Below are 18660 nucleotides of genomic sequence, written 5' to 3'. Positions count from 1 at the left end.
ATCCGCAACAGCGAGCGCAACGCCATACTGTGCAGATATCAGATGCGCAACAAAACAGGACAAAGCCCGCAATAACGTAACAAAATATGACGTATCGCGGGCCGATTATACGCTAAGAGGATGGATTACGTGACAGTTGTCGATGAATTTAGCCTTTTATATTACCAGTCCGCATACGGAATAAGCGGCTGAGGCGGCATATCCAGATCGCCCTGCCAACCCGCCGCCGAATAACGCACATACAGCAGCGCATGGCTTGGGGTGTAATCCTTCGCTTCCTGAATATCCACCGCCGCGCCCACGAACCAGTTTGAGGTTACTCGCCGCTCCACCAGCGCCCGCGCGGTATAACCGAAGCCCTGACTGCTGCCGCCATCACTGCTGTCCTGGCTGGCATTTTCACGCCAGTCCGGCGGCACCAGATTCATCAGAGGATAGCTGGCCTGCGATTTGGTACGTGAATGCGACCAGGACACCGAGCCACCCAGCTCCCACGACCAGTTTTCCGTGCGCTGACGCCAGGTCACTGGCACGGCAAACGACACATACTCCTGCGGGCTATAGTATCCACCCTGACCCAGGGTATAGCCGCTCAGATCCTTCTGATAGTGCCAAATCATATTGTTCAGACCGACCGTTACCCGGCGGTTGTTTTCATTAATCACTTTGTAGTAGTAACCGGTCATCCAGCGCACACGCCAGTTATCTTCCACATTTTTACCGGTAAGCTGATCCGCCCCCAGCGATGCCCAGACGCCGTTGGCCTCGCCTTTGTCGTAACTCATACTCAACACGCCGCCGTCGGCACGTACTCCGCCCCATTTTTTCCCGGTGTGACCATCTTTACTGTTGTCCTTCTGACCACCAAAGGCCAGTAAGGAGCTGGATATCGGTCGACGATGTCCTTCCAGGGTATAACCAAATGGGCCAAGGCTGCTGCTGTAGCTCAGGCCGCCGACCACATCCACCACGTTGAAGCCCATCGGGGTCGTACCGATATCACCGCTCCAGGTGTCATTTTTCCAGCCCACCGCCATGCTGACGCCATTGTCGTTAGAACTCGCGCCGCCGTGACAACTGTGGTCTTTAATCCCACAGGTACCCCAGTCCTGCGAGTAGCTGCCGTTGCTGTTGCGCGAAAAACTGCCAACATTCATGTCCACCCAGTCGGAGCGGAAGAACATGCGGCCATCGTAGAGTGGCGCATCCACCTGCAACATGGTGGTGTGCGCTTTCAGCGCGGAGTACCCGCCGGTGCCGCTGGAGCCCCAGTAATCGTGCTCCAGGGTCACGTTAAGATCCTGCTGACGATAGAGATCGGCGGCATCACTACGCACGCCACGCTTGAGCCAATCGTCGCTGGCATCATTGCGCGTCAGGCGGGTAAAGGTGTCGTTATCCTGAGGGCGCGTCGGCGTGATACCGGTCGCCACCATCGAATCTTTATAGCTTTCCAGCGCCTGCTGCGGGTTGCCATCCTGCGCCTGGAAACGTGCGGCATCGCGCAGCACCAGCGCGCTGTCCATTGACGGCGGCTGGGCTTTCGCCTGCTGCGCCAGTGAATTAAAGCTATTGCGCGCTTTATCGTTTTCACCGAGGCCAGACTGTAACAGCGCCACGCGACGCTGCATGCCCATCGATAGCGCTTCGTCCGACGCCGGTATCTGCGCCAACTGCGCGCGAGCCTTGTCTTTATCGCCCTGAACCAGGTAAAGTTCCGCCAGCCCCAGTCGCGCGTCTTCGTTCTGCGGATCCTGGCCGAGAACGTCATTGTAGAGCGCAATGGCCTGCGCTGAGTCGCCACGCTGCTGCGCCCAGTCCGCCAGCGTCAGGGAAATACGGGCAGACGGCAGCCGTTTTTTCAGCAACGCAATCGCCTGCTCTTCCTGCCCGCCATCGCGCAGGCTATTGGCCTGCTGCATAAGCTGCGCCGTTTCCAGACGATCGGAGAGTTCCTGAATATTGCTGTTCCACTGGCTTCGCGGCAGCGTCGCCAGATGCGAAATCGCCGCGTCATCACGATCGGTGCTGGAGAGATAGAGCCCGTATGCGTAAACCTGATCCGGGTCTTTGGCCTGTTTTTGCGCCAGATTGCGCATCAAGGTATCACCCTCGCCGCGCCGCCCGGCGCTGTCGAGATCTTTCGCCAGTCGATAAGTCACCCATACGCTGTCCGGGTTCAGCGCCAGACGCTGACGCTGCACTTCCACCGCCTGCGCCCACTGGCCTTTGCTTTCCAGCTCTTCGGCCTGCTGCTCCAGACGCTCGTTGGTCAGACTACGTTCGATATCATCAATACTCCGCCGCTGGGCGGCGGATAGGGTTTGTATGTAAGCGGTCGCTCGCTCCGGAGACTGCGCCCGGTAAACGTTCGCCAGGCCACGCACGGCAAGATTGTTATCCCTGTCCATCCGCAGAGTCTGCTTATAGTAGCCTTCCGCGGTCGGATAATCTTTGCGCGCCGCCGCCACATCCCCCAGGCCAAGAATGGCGTAGCTGTCGCTGTTATCAACCCGCTGCGCTTGCTGATAGAAGGTTTTCGCCTGCTGCGGGTTATTGGCTTTCAGCGCCGCATCACCCTGCTGGATCAACAGCCAGTAGCGGTTGGTTTTCAGCAGGCTGTCCCACTTACTGCGGCTGCTGTTTTGCGGATCAAGCGCGATGGCTTTTTGCAACTGCGCCACTGCGCGCGCGCGATCGCCCTTCTGAGAATAAGCTTCCCCCAGAGTACCAATGGCGTCGGCATCTTTATTGTTTGACGAGACCGCGCGCTGCAATTCAGAGATAGCCGACGCGGCATTGCCCGACGCCAGCGCCGCTGCGGCTTCGCTCTTCGCCCGGACTGCCGGGTCGGATAGCGTTTTCTGCTGATCGGCCAACAAGCCACGGGCGCTATCCGCCTGCTCGCCGGTGGTGAACACCTGCAGGTAGCGCTGAAGCGACTGCACGCTGGCCTGGCTCGGCGGCTGATCTTTAATCGCATTGAGCCAGAGATCGGCCGCTTCATTGCGCCCGCTGGAGGATTTCGCCATTTGTTCAAGAACGGCAAAAGCGTCGTCGCGGCGATTGTCAGCAAGCAGAGTTCGCGCAAGCGTCGACTGGAGCGTGACGTTGCCCGGCATCTGCTGATTGAGTTTTTGCAGGCGGGAGAGCGCATCGTTATGGCGCGCCGGGATTTTCATCGCCGTTGTCCAGTACTCCACCGCGTAATCGCCGTCCGGCGGCGGCCCGCTAAACGCTTTCTCGTAGGCGGCGAGGGCTTCTTCCGCATGCCCGGTGGTCGCCAGCAATCGCGCCTGTTGCAATGCCTGGCGGCCATCGGCGGAGTTCAGCAAGATCTCCGTTCGCGAGGCATTGTATTCCGTAGAGTTGGGCGCCAGCGCTTTCAGCCGTTCCAGTTGTTTCTGCGCCCCGGCGGTATCCCCCTGGCGTAACATGTAGCGCAAACGCGCGGCCAGAACCTGTGGGTTATTCGGGTCGATCAACTCCAGGCGATAAAGGGACTGCTGCACGATATCTTCGCGCTTGCTGGATTCCCCCAGCCTTACCTGATTCAGCAATTGTTCCTGCGCCGATGGCGCGGCGAAACTCGCCGGAACCAGCGTCATGCTTAACGAGAGTGTGAGTAGACTTAGTGTGAACTTGCGCATTCCTGGCCCCAGTCAGGTAGTAATTCACCGCGGGCGCTGAAGCGAAAACGGTGTTGATCCCAGCCCTGGCCAAAGAGGGTCAGGACATAGCTGTAATAGGCGTCGGCGCCAGGGAAGTTGTCAGCCACGCGCTGGCGCTGAACGGCCTGCGCGTCTCTGTCCTGTAAAAACGGCAGCAGAGAGGCGGAGAAACCGACCGGGCCATTGCCGGTCACTTTCCCTGTCAGGGTGTCGACTTTTTCCGGCGGAACGCCTTCCCGGGCGGTCTGCGCCGCCATCGGTTTATAACGGGTTAACAGGCGATTTTTTTGCGGGTCGCTGTTGTGCATCATCCCTACCCACAGATAGACGCGAATAGCGTCATAGCTGCCCACTAAAGGCGTTTTGCTCTGTTTCTGCCAGCCTTTCCCCTTCTCGAAATTGACCCAGTCCGGCGCATAGCCTTTGCTGGCGGTTTCAATGAGCAGGCGCTGGTTCGTTTCGCGCAGAGTAGTCCACGGCGCACCGTAGCGGGTAAAGTAGCTGGCCAGTTGTGGCGGCAGATAGCTGGGGTTGAACCGCCAGCTATTCGCTTCGGCAAAACCCACTTTACCCGGCAGCAGCATCGAGCCTAACCCCGGTACATTAACCACTTCCTCACGGGCAATACGCGAGAGAAGCGCTTTCCCGGTCTCGGTGTACTGCGTATTTTTCCACAGACGCCCGGCCTCCAGCAGCGACCAGGCAATCCAGACGTCAGAATCAGAAGCGGAATTGGTATCCAGAACCGTCCACGTATTGTCCTCTTTTTTGCCCCATAACCAGGCGGGCAGCATCGCTTTCAGGTCGCCCTGCGCGAGGTTGTTCTGCGTCCAGTCGAACAGCTTACTGAACATCTCGCGGTCATTGGCCGCCAGCGCGAAGAACAGCGCATAGCTCTGTCCTTCCGAAGTGGTAATTTTACGCGCGTCGCTCGGGTCGATGACGCGCCCTTCGGCACTGACATAGTCTTTTTTAAATTGCTCCCAGGCAGGCCAGGTACAGGCCGCCTGGGTCTGTACCATCGTGCCCAGCGCTAACAGCAAAACTATCCAGCGTATGCTTTTCATCACGGCTTACTCGTCTTCAGGATCCAGTCGACGGCGGCTGATGATGCGCAGCAGTCGCCACAGTACCCACGCCAGCAGTACGATGCTCACGGCCGCAAACAGCGCCAGCAGAATCGGATGGTTAGAGAGGGCAAACCACAGGCGTTCAAACCACGGCAGATGGCCAACGTAATACACATCTCCCACGCGCAGGCTGCTGACGCCGGATTCGCGGATCACCGAAACAGAGCCAAACATTGCGCCTCGTTTGCCGCTGTCGTTCAGGGCGCCATTCAGCAACTCATAACCGCGCGGGCTGTCTGCCAACAGCGCGATCACGCTGCGCTGGTCGTTATACGGTGACTGGAAGCCAACAATGGCCGCCATCGGCCCGGAGGAGGTGACATCTGTCTGTACGTTCGGTTTACGGGCGTTTTCATCCAGATAAATGCCCGGCAGGTCGTGATGGCGCTGCGGCGTTTTCACCCAGCTCTTCGTCGCTTCAACCAGCAAGTCGATCTGCTTGTCATTTTTCAGTCTTTGCGGGATAGAGCCTATCAACAGCAGATCCGTATCTTTACCCTGAATATCGCTGCCATCATCGGCAAGCGTGACGTTCATTGCCGGGAAGCCCGTCTGCGCGCCCATTGTGCCCACCGTATTCAGCAGGGTTGAAACCTGCTCAACGCCAGGTTTTTTCGGCATGACGATGGTGGTATCGGAGAGATCCGCCATCCGGCTGAACGGGAAGCCCGCGTTAGCAAACGCGCGCAGATCCGGCATTGCCAGGAAGTGATAGTAATTCGAAAAATCGATTGTCGAATCATCGCCAATCACCACATGGTTCTGCACTGGCTGGAAGATAATACAGTTTTCAATCGTCCCGCCCGGCATGGGGTTCATATACTGGAAATCGAACCGTAGCTGGTTCATCGCGCCCAGACGCAGCGCCGGAATCGTCACTTCGTTCTTGCCGTCCACCAGCCCCTGCAACACCGGCAGACGCAGCAGCAGGCTGCTCACTTCCTGGGTGCTGTTGAGGTTAAACGACTGCAGGAACTGATCGTTCAGGCTGATATCCATACGCGAACTGTCTTTCACCGGCGGCATGGTAAAGCGATATTTCAGATCCATATCGATGCCATTGCTGCGCAGCAGGTAGAGATCCGGCGGCAGATTCAGCGCCACGTTAATCGACGCCGGTTCCAGCCCGGTAGATTGCAGTTGCTGTTCGTAAGTTTTCAGCTCGCCGAAAGTTACCGGGCGATCGGTACGCACCCAGTTCGGCGCATCATACGGCACCCGCGCCAGCAGCGGTTTCACATCGTCCACCACCACGCTGTCGCCGCGGAAAAGAATATTGCCCTGGGCGATCCCTTTTGCCGCCATCAGGAGATCGTTATCGTCACGGCCAAACACCACCAGCAGTTTGACGTAAGGATCGTTCGGATGGTTGATCATTTCGATCGTCGGCGCTTTCACTGCCGGATGATCGCGCAGGAAGTCCGGGCGCTTATCATTGGTGGCAAAGACGATGGCGTTTTTATCCGGCAGGGTGTTGTAGCTGACCGGGAAGGTCTGTCCACGCCAGCCGGCTCGCGAACCAAACCACGAGGCGACAATGCTCGCTGCCTGCTGCTGCTTCAGGTCTGGCGCATCGGCAAACACCATTGGCAGCGTTAACGGGCGATTATCCCGGGCGTCAAAGAACGGAATCGGGAAATGGGAGAGGTCGTTCCGCACATTCAGCGCCTGGTAGGTTAAATCCAGCGAGCTATTACGGCCGACATCCAGCCAGACGGTCGAGTTGGCCGGGTTTTCACAGACATCGCGATAGTGGCCGACAAATTCCAGACGCACCCGGTTAAAGTCAGTGATATAGAGCGGATCGATGGGGATCTGTGCGCTGACCTTTTTGCCTAACTGCTCTTTGGTTACAGGCAGCACGTCCATCAACTCTTCATTCAGATACACCTTCAGTTGCGACAGCACGGGCTGCAACGATGGCGATGGCGTGTAAGTCAAATTGAGCAACGCTTTCGAGACCACTTCATCGCTGCGCATACCGAACTCAATTGAGCCGTTAGGGTTAGTGCCCCGCAGCACCATACTGCCCGGCGGCGGCGCAATCTGCGCGAAAGTGAGCTTAACATCGCGCGATGGCGTGCTCTCAACCACGACCGGCAAGGCGTCAGATGGCTCAGCAGCAGGCGATGTCGCGCTCTCCTGTGCAGGCGGCATCACCGGCGCGACGTTCGTCGGTTCTGACCAGCTTGCCGCAGGCAGTAAACTGCCCATTCCCATCGCCACTGCACAAATCCAGGAGAGTTTTCTTTTCATCGTGTAATCATCATTATTGTTGAGCCATAGCTGGCTGTGGGTGCGTCTGCACCGCTTCACGTTCAGGGCGACGCGGGACAAAAGAAGCCACCCAGGCCACCAGCGAAATGAGCGTCCGGAATATTATTTTCGCAAACGGTGGGGCGAACTCCGCCAGATGGCGATAGCCCCGGAAACCAAGCTTGAGAATGTCCATCAGGCTTTCCAGCGGCTTATCCTCCGGATAGCTGTCCTGCCAGAGCGCCCATGTATCGGCGCGCGCAAAGGTACATTGCACAAAATCGATGTGCTGCCGCGTGGTCATGGGCAGTAATTTCAAGCCAACTTCGCTGCCAATCACGCGTACTACCTGCGTCGGGAAGACGTACTCCTGCTGACCGCGCTTGAGCAGCAGATGTACTTTCTGCTCTTCCAGCACCTGCGCATCACCGTTGATTTTTATCCCCACCCCGCCGTCGGAGAAGTCGTGCACCGTACAGGAGAAGAGATGACCGTCTTCGCGGGCAATTGCGCCGGGCATTTTGATCTCGACACGGTGCGAGCGGCGAACCTGCTTACTTTCCACCGATACGGCTACTGCGCCGCCGAGAATAATCAGGTTGTAGAAGACCCAAATCAGGCTGACCCAGACAGTGAGCATTTCGTCTTCCGGGCCATACATGTAACGCCAGATACCGAAAGCCACGCCCACCAGGTTGAGCAAAACGAGGTAGATGTATGGCCGGGAAATCACCCAGTCGACATACTCCTCTTCAACCAGCCCGCCTTTTGCGGTGACGTTGAATTTACCTTTGTGCGGATTAATCAGCGCCACCAGCGTCGGCGGCGCGATATACCAGGCCAGCACCGTTTCGTAGATTTCGCTCCAGAAAGAGTGACGGTACTTACCCTGAATTTTTGAGTTGGTCAGACTGGCATGGATCATGTGCGGCAACACAAACAGCGCAATCATCAACGCCGGGGCGTAGATGATATAGGCGTGCAGCAGCAGAAAAGCCAGCGGCGCCGTCAGGAAGATAAGCCTTGGCACGCCGGATAAGAAGTGGAACATCGCATTGAGGTAACAGAGCCGTTGTGCAAACTTCAGCCCTTTACCAAACAAGGGGTTATCGAGACGGAAAATCTGCACCATCCCGCGCGCCCAGCGAATACGCTGGCCAATATGCGCGGATAAACTCTCCGTCGCCAGCCCCGCCGCCTGCGGTAAACGCATATAGGCCGAGGTGTAGCCCAGACGGTGCAAGCGCAGCGAAGTGTGCGCATCTTCAGTCACCGTTTCGACGGCAATACCGCCAATCTCATCCAACGGTTTACGGCGAATAACGGCGCAGGAGCCGCAGAAGAAGGTCGCATCCCACATGTCATTCCCGTCCTGCACCAGGCCATAAAACAGCGTGCCTTCGTTCGGCGTTTTACGGAAACGGCCCAGGTTGCGTTCAAACGGATCGGGTGAGAAGAAGTGGTGCGGCGTCTGCATCATCGCCAGCTTTTTGTCCTTCAGGAACCAGCCCATCGTCATTTGCAGGAACGAGCGCGTCGGCACGTGGTCGCAGTCGAAAATCGAGACAAATTCGCCTTTTGCCAGCTTCAGCGCGTTATTGATGTTCCCCGCTTTGGCGTGCTCATGGGTGCTGCGCGCAACGTACTCGACGCCTACGTCCTTCGCAAACTGCCGAAATTCCGCGCGGTTCCCATCGTCGAGGATCCAGATAGAGACTTTATCCTTTGGCCAGTCGATACCCAGCGAGGCGTAAACCGTGTTCTTCACCACGTTGAGATCTTCATTATAAGTCGGGACAAAAATGTCGACTGTCGGCCATTGATTCATATCCTTCGGCAACGGCACAGGCTGGCGATTGAGCGGCCACACCACCTGGAAGTAACCCAGCACCAGCACAATCCAGGCGTAGGTTTCGGCAAACAACAGAATTAACCCGCACACCAGGCTGACCGGATCGTTCCAGTTAAGCGTAGAGGTGTAGCGCCACCAGATGTAACGACAGGAGACGGTAAGCGACAACACAATCAGCATCAGCGCCGAGAAACGCCCGGGAATACGGCGCACCAGCAGGGCCACACCCCATAACAGCATCAAAAAGATGAACTGCGACAGCGGATTAAAAGGCTGAGTAATACAGATAAGCGCCAGAATAAGTGAAAGCGTCACCACGACGCCCAGCACGATTTTGCGTATTTTAGGGTTAATATGCGCCAGTTCTTTATGGCTTTCGAGGTGCCCTGTTCGCGCATTGACCCTCTCGGGGATCGCCGCTATCCACTGGTGATAGCGGCCCATTACGCCTCGCACCGCCGCAAGCGAGCGCCAGCCAGGCGGCTTCGCAGATACAGGGCGTTTCGTCGTCAGCAGCCATACGCTTTGCAGCAGATAGCGCAGCGGATCGAGCGGACGAGGGCGATGAGCGTCAATATGTGGGTAAAGCGTATCCTGACTGGCGAGCAACCGCTGCCAGCGGGGGTGTTCAAGCGGGATCAGCGCCCAGACCAGTGCCACCCAAAAGCAGCCAAGCCCGGCACTAAAACCGGATGCGCCTGCGCGGCGGTAGCCCTGATAGCGCGTGTGCAGACGCGCATAGGCTTCCGGAGCGACCAGCCAGGCGCTGAGGCGTATCATAATGCCGCCTCCCCGGCTGAATGGACGCCGGAATAGTGCAACAGGCACCAGCTTGCCAGCGTCAGTATCTCTTCCGCGGCCAGCGAATCATGACGATATTCTCCCAGCGGTTGCTTCGCCGCCATACACTCCGCCATCGCTTCATCGCGATGTATGGCGATTGGCAGCAATCGACGCTGAGATTGCAACCATACCTGGTAGAGATCTTCCTGCAACTGACTCCCGACGCGCAGGTCGTTAATCAAAATATGGCTGTTTACCGGTAGCGCTTGCTGATGAAGACGCACATGGCAATTGGTGTCCGGCTGAACAATCATCAGAATATTGTGGCAGGCCGCCAGCAGGGGCTGCGTCCAGGGATAGAACCCGTGCGGCAGGTCGATAAGGATCCATTGATACTCCCCCTGACGGTACAACGCCTCGGCAATCGCGGTCATTTCAGCAAGCGAGTCTGAAAGCGACAGGACATTCTCACGCTCGCCTGGCGTCAACGCGCCAAACGGCAGCACATCAATCAAAGACGTGTAGCGCATGCCTGCATCTCGCCAGTCCTGGCCATCAAGCACCGCGCGCGCCCATCCCCCTTTATGCGCAATGTCGTCATTAAATGACAGGCGCAGCAAATTGTCGGGACAGGCGTCAATGACCAGTACCGATTCGCCAAGCAGTTGCAATGACCAGGCGAGCGCAGCCGTAACAGAAGTGGTTCCCACCCCGCCCCGCACGCCCTGAAGTCCCAGAATGGCCATTATGGCTTCCTTATTTTTGTTCGCTTTCTTGTTCTGCAAGCTCAGCCAGCAAAGGCCAACGTTTGAACGCGGCGGCTAGCTGTTCGCGTTGGGAAATATCGGTGTAATCAATATCAGGTAGAGAAAAAGCCCGACTCAACGCCAGGAAGTCATTCTGGAATGTATAGCCGAGCGTCGAATCTGATGATGTTACAAGTTCATTATCAGGCATTTTAAACAATCCATAATGAATAAGGTAGGAAAACACGTCCTTTGACTACTAAGCTTTTCCTGAAAAGCGTTTACATGCTAAATCTGATGTTATTTAATTTCAATCTTAGGTTTATTCTATTGGTTTCGCTAGTAAACTAACACACAGGCAATCTATAAAAAGAAGGACGCGATGAACCCCATATTTTCTATAGGTATTCAGTCATTATGGGACGAGGTCAGTCACATGCCTGTTGGCGGCGTGTGGTGGATTAATACCGATCGCCATGAAGACGCCGTAAGCCTGCTTAATCAAACCCTCTCCGCCCAGCACAAAGAGGCGCGAGTAGCGGTGGTATGTATGGGGCAAGATCCAAAGAAAATCATAAAGTTGAATGAAAACCAAGGGCCGCAAAAGATAGACCTTTTTTCCATGCAGGAAAATGAAAACAGTCTATACTTCATGCGCCGCGATTTATTGTGTTCGATTGACCCGCAAAATTTTTTAGTCGTCGTTCTATGCAGTAATAATGCATGGAAAAATATCCCTCCAGAGAAATTTCACGATTGGTTAAGTAAATCCTGCAAATGGGCTAAATACCATCGTTGTACTCTTTTGATTCTCAGTCCGGGCAACAGTACTGATGTACAAACCTCACGCCTGCTCAGCGAATATGGGTCGCTGGCGGGCCTGGCCAGTTTACGTTATCAGGGCGATGGACAACTCTTTGACATTGCCTTTTGGGCTAATGAAAAAGGGGTCAGCGCACGTCAGCAACTCCTTATTAAGCAAAATGAGGCGGGCTGGGAATTAGTGCAGGAAGAGCTGGCAAATGTTCAGCCGCGCACCGATGAAAAAGAGGTACTCAGTAATATTGCGTTCCTGGAAGGTGCCCCACCGCTTTCTGAGCACTGGAGCGTGTTCGATACTAACGATGCGGTATTTAATGCCGCGCGTACCGCTCAGGCCGCTACGGTTATCTTTGTTATGGGGCAGAACAGCCAGATTGAACAGCTTGCGCGCTATATTCATACCCTGCGCCGCCAACGCGGAACCGCGCTGAAAATAGTGGTGCGCGAAAGCGTCCCCAGCCTGCGAGCGACTGATGAACGTCTGCTGCTAAGCTGTGGCGCAAACCTGGTGATTTCCCATAGTTCCGCGCTATCCCGCTGCCTGACCCTAATTGAAAGCATACAAAATCAGCAATTCAGCCGCCGGGTACCGGAAGATCTGGCTACCCTCTTTAGTAATACTGAGCCGTTGAAACTCAAAGGCTATCAAAAGTGGGATGTCTTCTGCGATGCGGTGCAAAAAATCGTCAATAACCCCCTCCTGCCTGCAGATGGCAAGGGCGTAATGGTCGCGTTGCGTCCGGCGCCAGGGCTCCGCGTGGAACAGGCGTTAACCCTATGTCGCCCGCATCGTATGGGCGACATCGCGACCATTGCGGATAAACGTCTGGTGATCTTCTTATCCTTCTGCCGGGTAAACGACCTTGATATCGCGCTGAATCATATCTTCCCGTTGCCCACTGGCGATATCTTCTCTAACCGCGTGATTTGGTTCGAAGATAAGCAAATCGCAGCAGAGCTGGTTGACATGCAGGATGTAAAACCCGAACGCTGGACAAAACCGCTGCCGATCACCACCGAGCCTGGAAAAATCATCAACGCCACGCACGATGGCCGGCACTGGCGCCGCTACCCGGAACCACGCCGTTTATCTGCTGATACGGGAGAACAGTCATCATGATGTCGATAAGCGATATTATTCAGTTGGTGGTACTGTGCGCGCTACTATTCTTCCCGTTGGGTTATCTGACGCGTCACTATCAGCGACGCATTGAAAATGCCTTCCGATTGATGTTCTTTAAACCACGTTATGTCAAACCGGCAGGCGTTATACGCCGGAATGCAGGTTCCAGAGCGAAAACAGAAAAATGACCAATTCAACACAGACCGCCACGGCCTCATCGCCGCTCTGGCAATACTGGCGCGGCTTGTCCGGCTGGAACTTCTACTTCCTGGTAAAATTTGGCCTGTTGTGGGCCGGTTATCTCAATTTTCACGCCATGCAGAACCTGGTGTTTATGGCGTTTCTGCTGTTTCCGCTGCCCAATCGCCGTCTGCACAAATGGCGCAACTGGATTGCCATACCGATAGGCTTTGCCCTCTTCTGGCATGATACCTGGCTACCTGGCCCGGAAAGCATCATGAGCCAGGGCTCGCAAATCGCCGGATTCAGCGCCGACTATATCTGGGATCTGATTACCCGCTTTATTAACTGGCAGATGGTCGGTGCCTTCTTTGTGCTGCTGGTCGCCTGGTTGTTCTTAACACAATGGATTCGGGTAACTGTCTTTGTGGTGGCCGCGATGGTGTGGCTGAACCTGATAACCCTGGTCGGCCCCTCTTTTTCCTTGTTCCCTGGCGGGCAGCCAACCAGCACCGTGACAACGACAGGCGGTACCGCGGCGGCGACAGTCGCCACGGCGGGCAACACGCCGGTGGTGGGCGATATCCCGGCGCAAACCGCACCGCCTACATCCGCGAATCTTAATGCCTGGCTGAACAGCTTTTATCAGGCGGAAGAAAAACGCACGACAAAATTCCCGACCGAATTGCCTGCGGATGCCCAGCCGTTTGAACTGCTGGTCATCAACATCTGTTCGCTTTCCAACGCGGATATTGAAGCCGCAGGCCTGATGCAGCATCCGTTGTGGTCACACTTTGATATCCGTTTTACCAACTTTAACTCCGCGACCTCCTACAGTGGCCCAGCGGCGATTCGCCTGCTGCGCGCCAGTTGCGGGCAGCCGTCTCATACCAACCTCTATCAGCCTGCCGGGAATCAGTGCTATCTGTTCGATAACCTGAGCAAACTGGGCTTTGGCCAACAACTGATGCTGGATCATGACGGCGTCTTCGGCGACTTCCTGAAGGAAGTGCGTAATTACGGCGGAATGCAAAGCCCGTTGATGGATCAGAGCAAACTGCCGGTCAATCTGCTCTCCTTCGATGGTTCGCCTGTGTATGACGATCTCGCGGTGCTGCAGCGCTGGCTGGGCGCCGAAGAACAGGCTTCAGACAAGCGTACCGCTACGTTCTTCAACATTCTGCCGTTACACGACGGGAACCACTATCAGGGACAGAGCAAAACCGCAGATTACAAAGCTCGCGCGCAAAAGCTGTTTGATGAGCTGGACACTTTCTTCACCGAACTGGAAAAATCGGGTCGTAAAGTGATGGTGGTGATCGTTCCGGAACACGGCGCAGCGTTAAAGGGCGATAAAATGCAGGTCTCCGGGCTGCGTGATATTCCGAGCCCATCCATCACGCACGTCCCGGCGGCGATTAAATTCTTCGGTATGAAAGCCCCGCATCAGGGCGCACCTATCGTTGTTGATCAACCGAGTAGCTATCTGGCGGTATCTGAACTGGTTGCGCGCGCCGTGGATGGCAAAATGTTCAATGAAGACAGCGTTGACTGGCAGGCATATACCAACAACCTGCCGCAGACCGCTGCCGTCTCGGAGAACTCCAACGCCGTTGTAATGCAGTACCAGGGTAAACCATACGTTCGCCTGAATGGCGGCGACTGGGTACCGTATCCGCAGTAAGCAAAAAAGGCAGCAGGATGTCACCCCTGCGGCCTGTTTCGGGCGCACGTTGCCATTACGACAGCCTGACGCCCGCCTGCGGATTATCTCCGGTTACGCCACCAGCTCACGATTGCGGTGGTAATAACCCCCACCAGAATCGGCGCTGCCAGATCGTGCCAGAAGATCACACAGAGTTGTGCGAACGTCATATAGCCGCCTTGCTTGAAATGACAACGGTTCGCGGCTATCCTTGAATGGTCTGGAGTCAAGAATCGCCCCCGTTATGTTGTCAGGTTAATCCTCTCAACGTGCGGGGGTTTTCTCTTTCCAGCAACCAACGCCGCCGGGGATCAAGCCCCCGCAACATTGCGCCTGACCGGGCGAACCCGGCCTGGCGTTGATACTACGCTTTTCTGTTTATCCCCTTCACCAGGCAATCATGCAATTTGCGCGCTGCCTTCCAGGTGTTAAACCGCCTTCTCAGGATTTTCATCCTGGTCTACGGCGAAGCACGCAACCAGTTGACCGTTGTACTCTTTCAACTGCGGTGCAAGCTGAGTACATGGCCCAAAACGACGGTGACAGCGAGCGTTAAACGCACAGCCCGGCGGTGGGTTCAGCGGACTCGGCAGCTCGCCGGTCAGTTTGATACGCTCGCGGCGATCGTCCGGATTCAGACGCGGTGTTGCCGAAAGCAGCGCCTGGGTATACGGATGACGCGGGTTGTTGAAGATTTGGTCTTTGGTGCCCTTCTCCACACAGCGGCCCAGGTACATCACCATCACTTCATCGGCAATGTGCTCGACCACTGACAAATCGTGGGAGATAAAGACGTAAGAGAGCCCCAGTTCCTGCTGAAGATCCATCATCAGGTTCAGCACCTGCGCGCGCACAGAGACGTCCAGCGCGGAAACCGGTTCATCGGCAATCACCACGTCCGGGTCGAGCATCAGCCCCCGGGCGATAGCGATACGCTGACGCTGGCCACCGGAGAACATATGCGGATAGCGGTCATAGTGCTCGGTTTTAAGCCCCACTTTCGCCATCATCGCCAGCGCTTTTTCCCGACGCTCGGCTTTGCTGAGCGCGGTGTTGATCTGCAACGGCTCTTCCAGAATCTGCCCGACTTTTTTGCGCGGGTTCAGGGAGCCATAGGGATTCTGGAAGACTATCTGAATTTTCTGCCGACGCAGTTTCTGCGCCTGCGGGTCAGGAATGAGCAGATCCTGCCCCTGATACGAAAGCGCCCCCCCGGTCGGGGTTTCAATCATGGTCAGCAGGCGACCCAGGGTCGATTTCCCGCAGCCGGATTCGCCCACCACCGCCAGCGTTTTGCCTCGTTCAAGCGTGAACGACACGCCGTCCAGCGCTTTCACCAGCCGTTCAGGAGCAAACAGCCCTTTCTTCACCGGGTAGTATTTTTTCAGATCGGTTGCCTGCAACAGCGGTTGTTGCAGGGCGGCCTCTTGGGTACTCATCGTGTAGGCCTCCCGGCGTCATCGAGTGGGTAGTGACATTTGGACTGACGCGCGCTGTCCAGCAGGTTCAGATCCGGTTCTTCAGTGCGGCATTTATCCGTCGCATACGGGCAGCGTGGGTTGAGCAGGCAGCCATTCGGGCGGTCATATTTCCCCGGCACCACGCCCGGCAGCGAGGCCAGACGCGCTTTATCCTGAGCAAACTCCGGCAGCGCGCGCAGCAGCGCCTGAGTATAAGGGTGACGCGGCGCACGGAAGATATCGTGCGCGGCGCCGGTTTCGACCACCTGGCCGGCATACATGACGATAATTTTATGCGCAGCTTCCGCCACCAGCGCCAGATCGTGGGTGATCAGGATCAGCGCCATGTTCTCCTTCTGCTGCAACTCCAGCAGCAGTTCGATGATCTGCGCCTGAATGGTCACGTCGAGCGCCGTTGTCGGTTCATCAGCAATCAGCAGTTTTGGCCGACAGGCTATCGCCATGGCGATCATCACGCGCTGGCTCATCCCGCCGGAAAGCTGATGCGGATAAACGTCTAAACGCGAGGCCGGGTCGGGAATGCCGACCTGATTGAGCAGGTCAATCGCCCGCTGGCGGCGCGTTTTCTTATTACCGCCCTGATGTACCTTAATCGCTTCCATTATCTGGAAACCGACGGTGTAGCACGGGTTAAGGCTGGTCATCGGATCCTGGAAGATCATCGCCACTTCGGCGCCCACCAGGTTGCGCCGCTCTTTTTCCGAGATGCGCTTCAGATCCTGGCCGTTAAATACCAGGCTTTCAGCCATCACGCGGCCGGGATAATCAATCAACCCCATAATCGCCAGCGAACTCACCGATTTACCCGAACCAGACTCACCGACAATGCCTACCACTTCCCCCTGATCCACGCTGTAACTGACGCGGTCAACGGCGCGGAACGGTGTATCTTCGTCACCGAAGTGCACCGATAATTTATCTACATTTAATAACGCCATCTCGAACCTCTTACTGCTTCAGTTTGGGATCGAGCGCGTCACGCAGACCGTCACCCATCAGGTTAAATGCCAGCACCGTCAGCAGGATCGCAAGCCCCGGGAAGGTCACGACCCACCAGGCGCTTTGCGCGAACTGCAACACGTCGGAGAGCATGGTGCCCCACTCCGGTGTTGGCGGTTGCGCACCCATGCCGAGGAAGCCGAGGGCGGCCATATCGAGAATGGCGTTAGAGAAACCGAGCGACGCCTGAACGATCAGCGGCGCAAGGCAGTTCGGGAAGATATTGACGAACATCTGGCGCATCGCGCCCGCTCCCGCCACGCGAGAGGCGGTGACGTAGTCGCGGTGCACTTCCACCAGCACGGCGGCGCGGGTTAAGCGCACATAGTGCGGCAATGCGACGAAGGTGAGCGCCAGTGCGGCGTTGCCAATAGACGGCCCGAAAATCGCCACCAGTACCAGCGCCAGCAGCAGGCTCGGCAGCGCCAGCATGATGTCGACCACGCGCATGATGACGTTATCGATCAGGCCGCCGAAGTAGCCCGCCACCAGCCCGAGGATGATCCCAAGAACCAGCGACAGCACGACCACCAGGCAGCCTACCAGCAGCGAAAGACGCGCGCCGTACATCAGACGCGACATCACATCGCGGCCCACATCATCCGTGCCTAACAGATGCGCCCAGCTTCCGCCTTCCTGCCACACCGGCGGCGCGAGCAGCGAGTCGCGGAACTGTTCCGCCGGGTTATAGGGCGCAATCCAGTTCGCGAAAATCGCAATGAACAGTACGATGACAACGTAAGCCAGCCCAACGACCGCGCCTTTGTTGCGTTTAAAGTAATGCCAGAACTCCTGTAGCGGGGTCATCGGCACCGGTGCGGACACCGTTTTATTTTCAGTGACTTGTGACATGATGGCCCCTTACTTCTTATGCCGGATACGCGGGTTCACCACGCCGTACAGGAGATCAACCAGCAGGTTGACGAGGATAATCATCGTCGCCACCAGCAGCACACCGCCCTGCACCACCGGATAGTCACGACGCTGTAAGGCGTCAATCAGCCAGCGGCCCAGACCCGGCCAGGAGAAGATGGTTTCCGTCAGGATCGCGCCTGCCAGCAATGTACCGACCTGCAACCCAATCACCGTCACCACCGGCAGCATAGCGTTACGCAACGCGTGAACCACAATCACCCGCATACGGGTCAGCCCTTTGGCGCGCGCGGTACGGATGTAATCCTCGCCCAGCACTTCCAGCATGGAAGAACGGGTCATACGCACAATCACCGCCAGCGGGATGGTGCCAAGCACAATGGCAGGCAAAATCATATGCGCCACGGCATCGATGAAGTTGCCCTCTTCGCCCCAGATGGCGGTATCAATCAGCATAAAGCCGGTCAGCGGGTTGGAATCGTCAAGGAACACCATGTCGCTGACTCGCCCGGAAACCGGCGTCAGGTTCCACTGCACCGAGACCAGCATAATCAGCATCATGCCCCACCAGAAGATAGGCATGGAGTAGCCGGTCAGCGCCAGGCCGACCGCAGTGTGATCGAAAATAGAGCCGCGTTTTACCGCCGCCAGCACGCCCACGGGGATACCCACGGCAACGGCGAACATCATGGCACAGATACCGAGTTCCAGCGTCGCTTTAAAACGCGGCACGAACTCGTCCCACACCGGAAGACGGCTTTTCAGCGAGACCCCTAAATCACCATGCATTACACCCCAAATGTAATGGAGGTACTGCTGCCACATCGGCTTATCAAGGCCGAGCGCGGCCAACAGCTCAGCATGGCGTTCAGGGGAGATCCCACGCTCGCCCGCCATAATCATCACCGGGTCGCCGGGGATCATATGGACAAACGCAAACGTGAGAAGGGTAATACCGATAAACGTGGGGATGACAAGTCCCAAACGTCGGAGAATAAACTGCAACATAACCCGGATTCTCTCTAGTGACACTCAGCCT

The 18660-nt window shown here is 56.6% G+C and carries 14 protein-coding genes; 3 read left to right on the top strand and 11 right to left on the bottom strand.

The window, feature by feature from the left end; genetic code table 11:
- Positions 1 to 161: 161 nt before the first annotated feature.
- Genes bcsC through bcsR form a run of 6 tightly spaced genes read right to left on the bottom strand, consistent with a single transcriptional unit; the run spans position 162 to position 10649 of the window.
- Positions 162 to 3650 carry a cellulose synthase complex outer membrane protein BcsC gene (gene bcsC / locus VSR74_RS17095; protein ID WP_347795818.1) on the bottom strand — a complete coding sequence of 1163 codons (3489 nt, stop codon included), beginning with the start codon at positions 3648 to 3650 and terminating at the stop codon, positions 162 to 164.
- Positions 3632 to 4738, bottom strand: a complete 1107-nt coding sequence (bcsZ, locus tag VSR74_RS17090) for a cellulose synthase complex periplasmic endoglucanase BcsZ (protein WP_347795957.1) — start codon at positions 4736 to 4738, stop codon at positions 3632 to 3634. Before bcsZ ends, bcsC begins: the two co-directional genes overlap by 19 nt.
- A 6-nt stretch (positions 4739 to 4744) precedes the next feature.
- Positions 4745 to 7057, bottom strand: coding sequence for a cellulose biosynthesis cyclic di-GMP-binding regulatory protein BcsB (gene bcsB / locus VSR74_RS17085; protein ID WP_347795817.1), 2313 nt, complete (start codon positions 7055 to 7057; stop codon positions 4745 to 4747).
- Between the two features lie 13 nt (positions 7058 to 7070).
- Positions 7071 to 9689 (bottom strand): UDP-forming cellulose synthase catalytic subunit, encoded by a 2619-nt coding sequence (gene bcsA / locus VSR74_RS17080; RefSeq protein WP_347795816.1) that lies wholly within the window; start codon positions 9687 to 9689, stop codon positions 7071 to 7073.
- On the bottom strand, positions 9686 to 10438 hold the full coding sequence (bcsQ, locus tag VSR74_RS17075) for a cellulose biosynthesis protein BcsQ (protein ID WP_347795815.1): 753 nt from the start codon (positions 10436 to 10438) through the stop codon (positions 9686 to 9688). Before bcsQ ends, bcsA begins: the two co-directional genes overlap by 4 nt.
- 10 nt (positions 10439 to 10448) lie before the next feature.
- Positions 10449 to 10649 (bottom strand): cellulose biosynthesis protein BcsR, encoded by a 201-nt coding sequence (gene bcsR / locus VSR74_RS17070; protein ID WP_347795814.1) that lies wholly within the window; start codon positions 10647 to 10649, stop codon positions 10449 to 10451.
- A gap of 171 nt (positions 10650 to 10820) precedes the next feature.
- On the opposite strand from bcsR, the gene bcsE reads away from it, so the two are divergent.
- Genes bcsE through bcsG form a run of 3 tightly spaced genes read left to right on the top strand, consistent with a single transcriptional unit; the run spans position 10821 to position 14247 of the window.
- On the top strand, positions 10821 to 12380 hold the full coding sequence (gene bcsE, locus VSR74_RS17065) for a cellulose biosynthesis protein BcsE (protein WP_347795813.1): 1560 nt from the start codon (positions 10821 to 10823) through the stop codon (positions 12378 to 12380).
- Positions 12377 to 12571, top strand: coding sequence for a cellulose biosynthesis protein BcsF (gene bcsF, locus VSR74_RS17060; protein ID WP_347795812.1), 195 nt, complete (start codon positions 12377 to 12379; stop codon positions 12569 to 12571). Before bcsE ends, bcsF begins: the two co-directional genes overlap by 4 nt.
- Positions 12568 to 14247, top strand: coding sequence for a cellulose biosynthesis protein BcsG (gene bcsG / locus VSR74_RS17055; RefSeq protein ID WP_347795811.1), 1680 nt, complete (start codon positions 12568 to 12570; stop codon positions 14245 to 14247). The genes bcsF and bcsG overlap by 4 nt, the downstream gene beginning before the upstream one ends.
- A gap of 83 nt (positions 14248 to 14330) precedes the next feature.
- On the opposite strand, the gene VSR74_RS17050 is transcribed toward bcsG, so the two are convergent.
- The 5 genes from VSR74_RS17050 to dppB form a co-directional block, all read right to left on the bottom strand.
- A complete protein-coding gene (locus VSR74_RS17050; RefSeq protein ID WP_149463619.1) occupies positions 14331 to 14438 on the bottom strand; it encodes a type I toxin-antitoxin system toxin Ldr family protein in 108 nt (35 codons plus the stop codon).
- A 258-nt stretch (positions 14439 to 14696) separates the two neighbouring features.
- Complete coding sequence (gene dppF / locus VSR74_RS17045; RefSeq protein WP_347795810.1) at positions 14697 to 15707, bottom strand: dipeptide ABC transporter ATP-binding subunit DppF; 1011 nt, start codon at positions 15705 to 15707, stop codon at positions 14697 to 14699.
- A complete protein-coding gene (gene dppD, locus VSR74_RS17040) occupies positions 15704 to 16687 on the bottom strand; it encodes a dipeptide ABC transporter ATP-binding protein (RefSeq protein WP_347795809.1) in 984 nt (327 codons plus the stop codon). The genes dppF and dppD overlap by 4 nt, the downstream gene beginning before the upstream one ends.
- A 10-nt stretch (positions 16688 to 16697) precedes the next feature.
- On the bottom strand, positions 16698 to 17600 hold the full coding sequence (gene dppC / locus VSR74_RS17035) for a dipeptide ABC transporter permease DppC (protein ID WP_347795808.1): 903 nt from the start codon (positions 17598 to 17600) through the stop codon (positions 16698 to 16700).
- Between the two features lie 9 nt (positions 17601 to 17609).
- A complete protein-coding gene (dppB, locus tag VSR74_RS17030; RefSeq protein WP_231825969.1) occupies positions 17610 to 18629 on the bottom strand; it encodes a dipeptide ABC transporter permease DppB in 1020 nt (339 codons plus the stop codon).
- Between the last annotated feature and the right edge of the window lie 31 nt (positions 18630 to 18660).

The sequence above is a fragment of the Pseudocitrobacter cyperus genome (genome assembly GCF_039889165.1).
Classification (GTDB): domain Bacteria; phylum Pseudomonadota; class Gammaproteobacteria; order Enterobacterales; family Enterobacteriaceae; genus Pseudocitrobacter; species Pseudocitrobacter cyperus.
The sequence above is the reverse complement of the archived record's forward strand: the minus strand, read 5'-3'. Positions and strand labels throughout refer to the sequence as shown.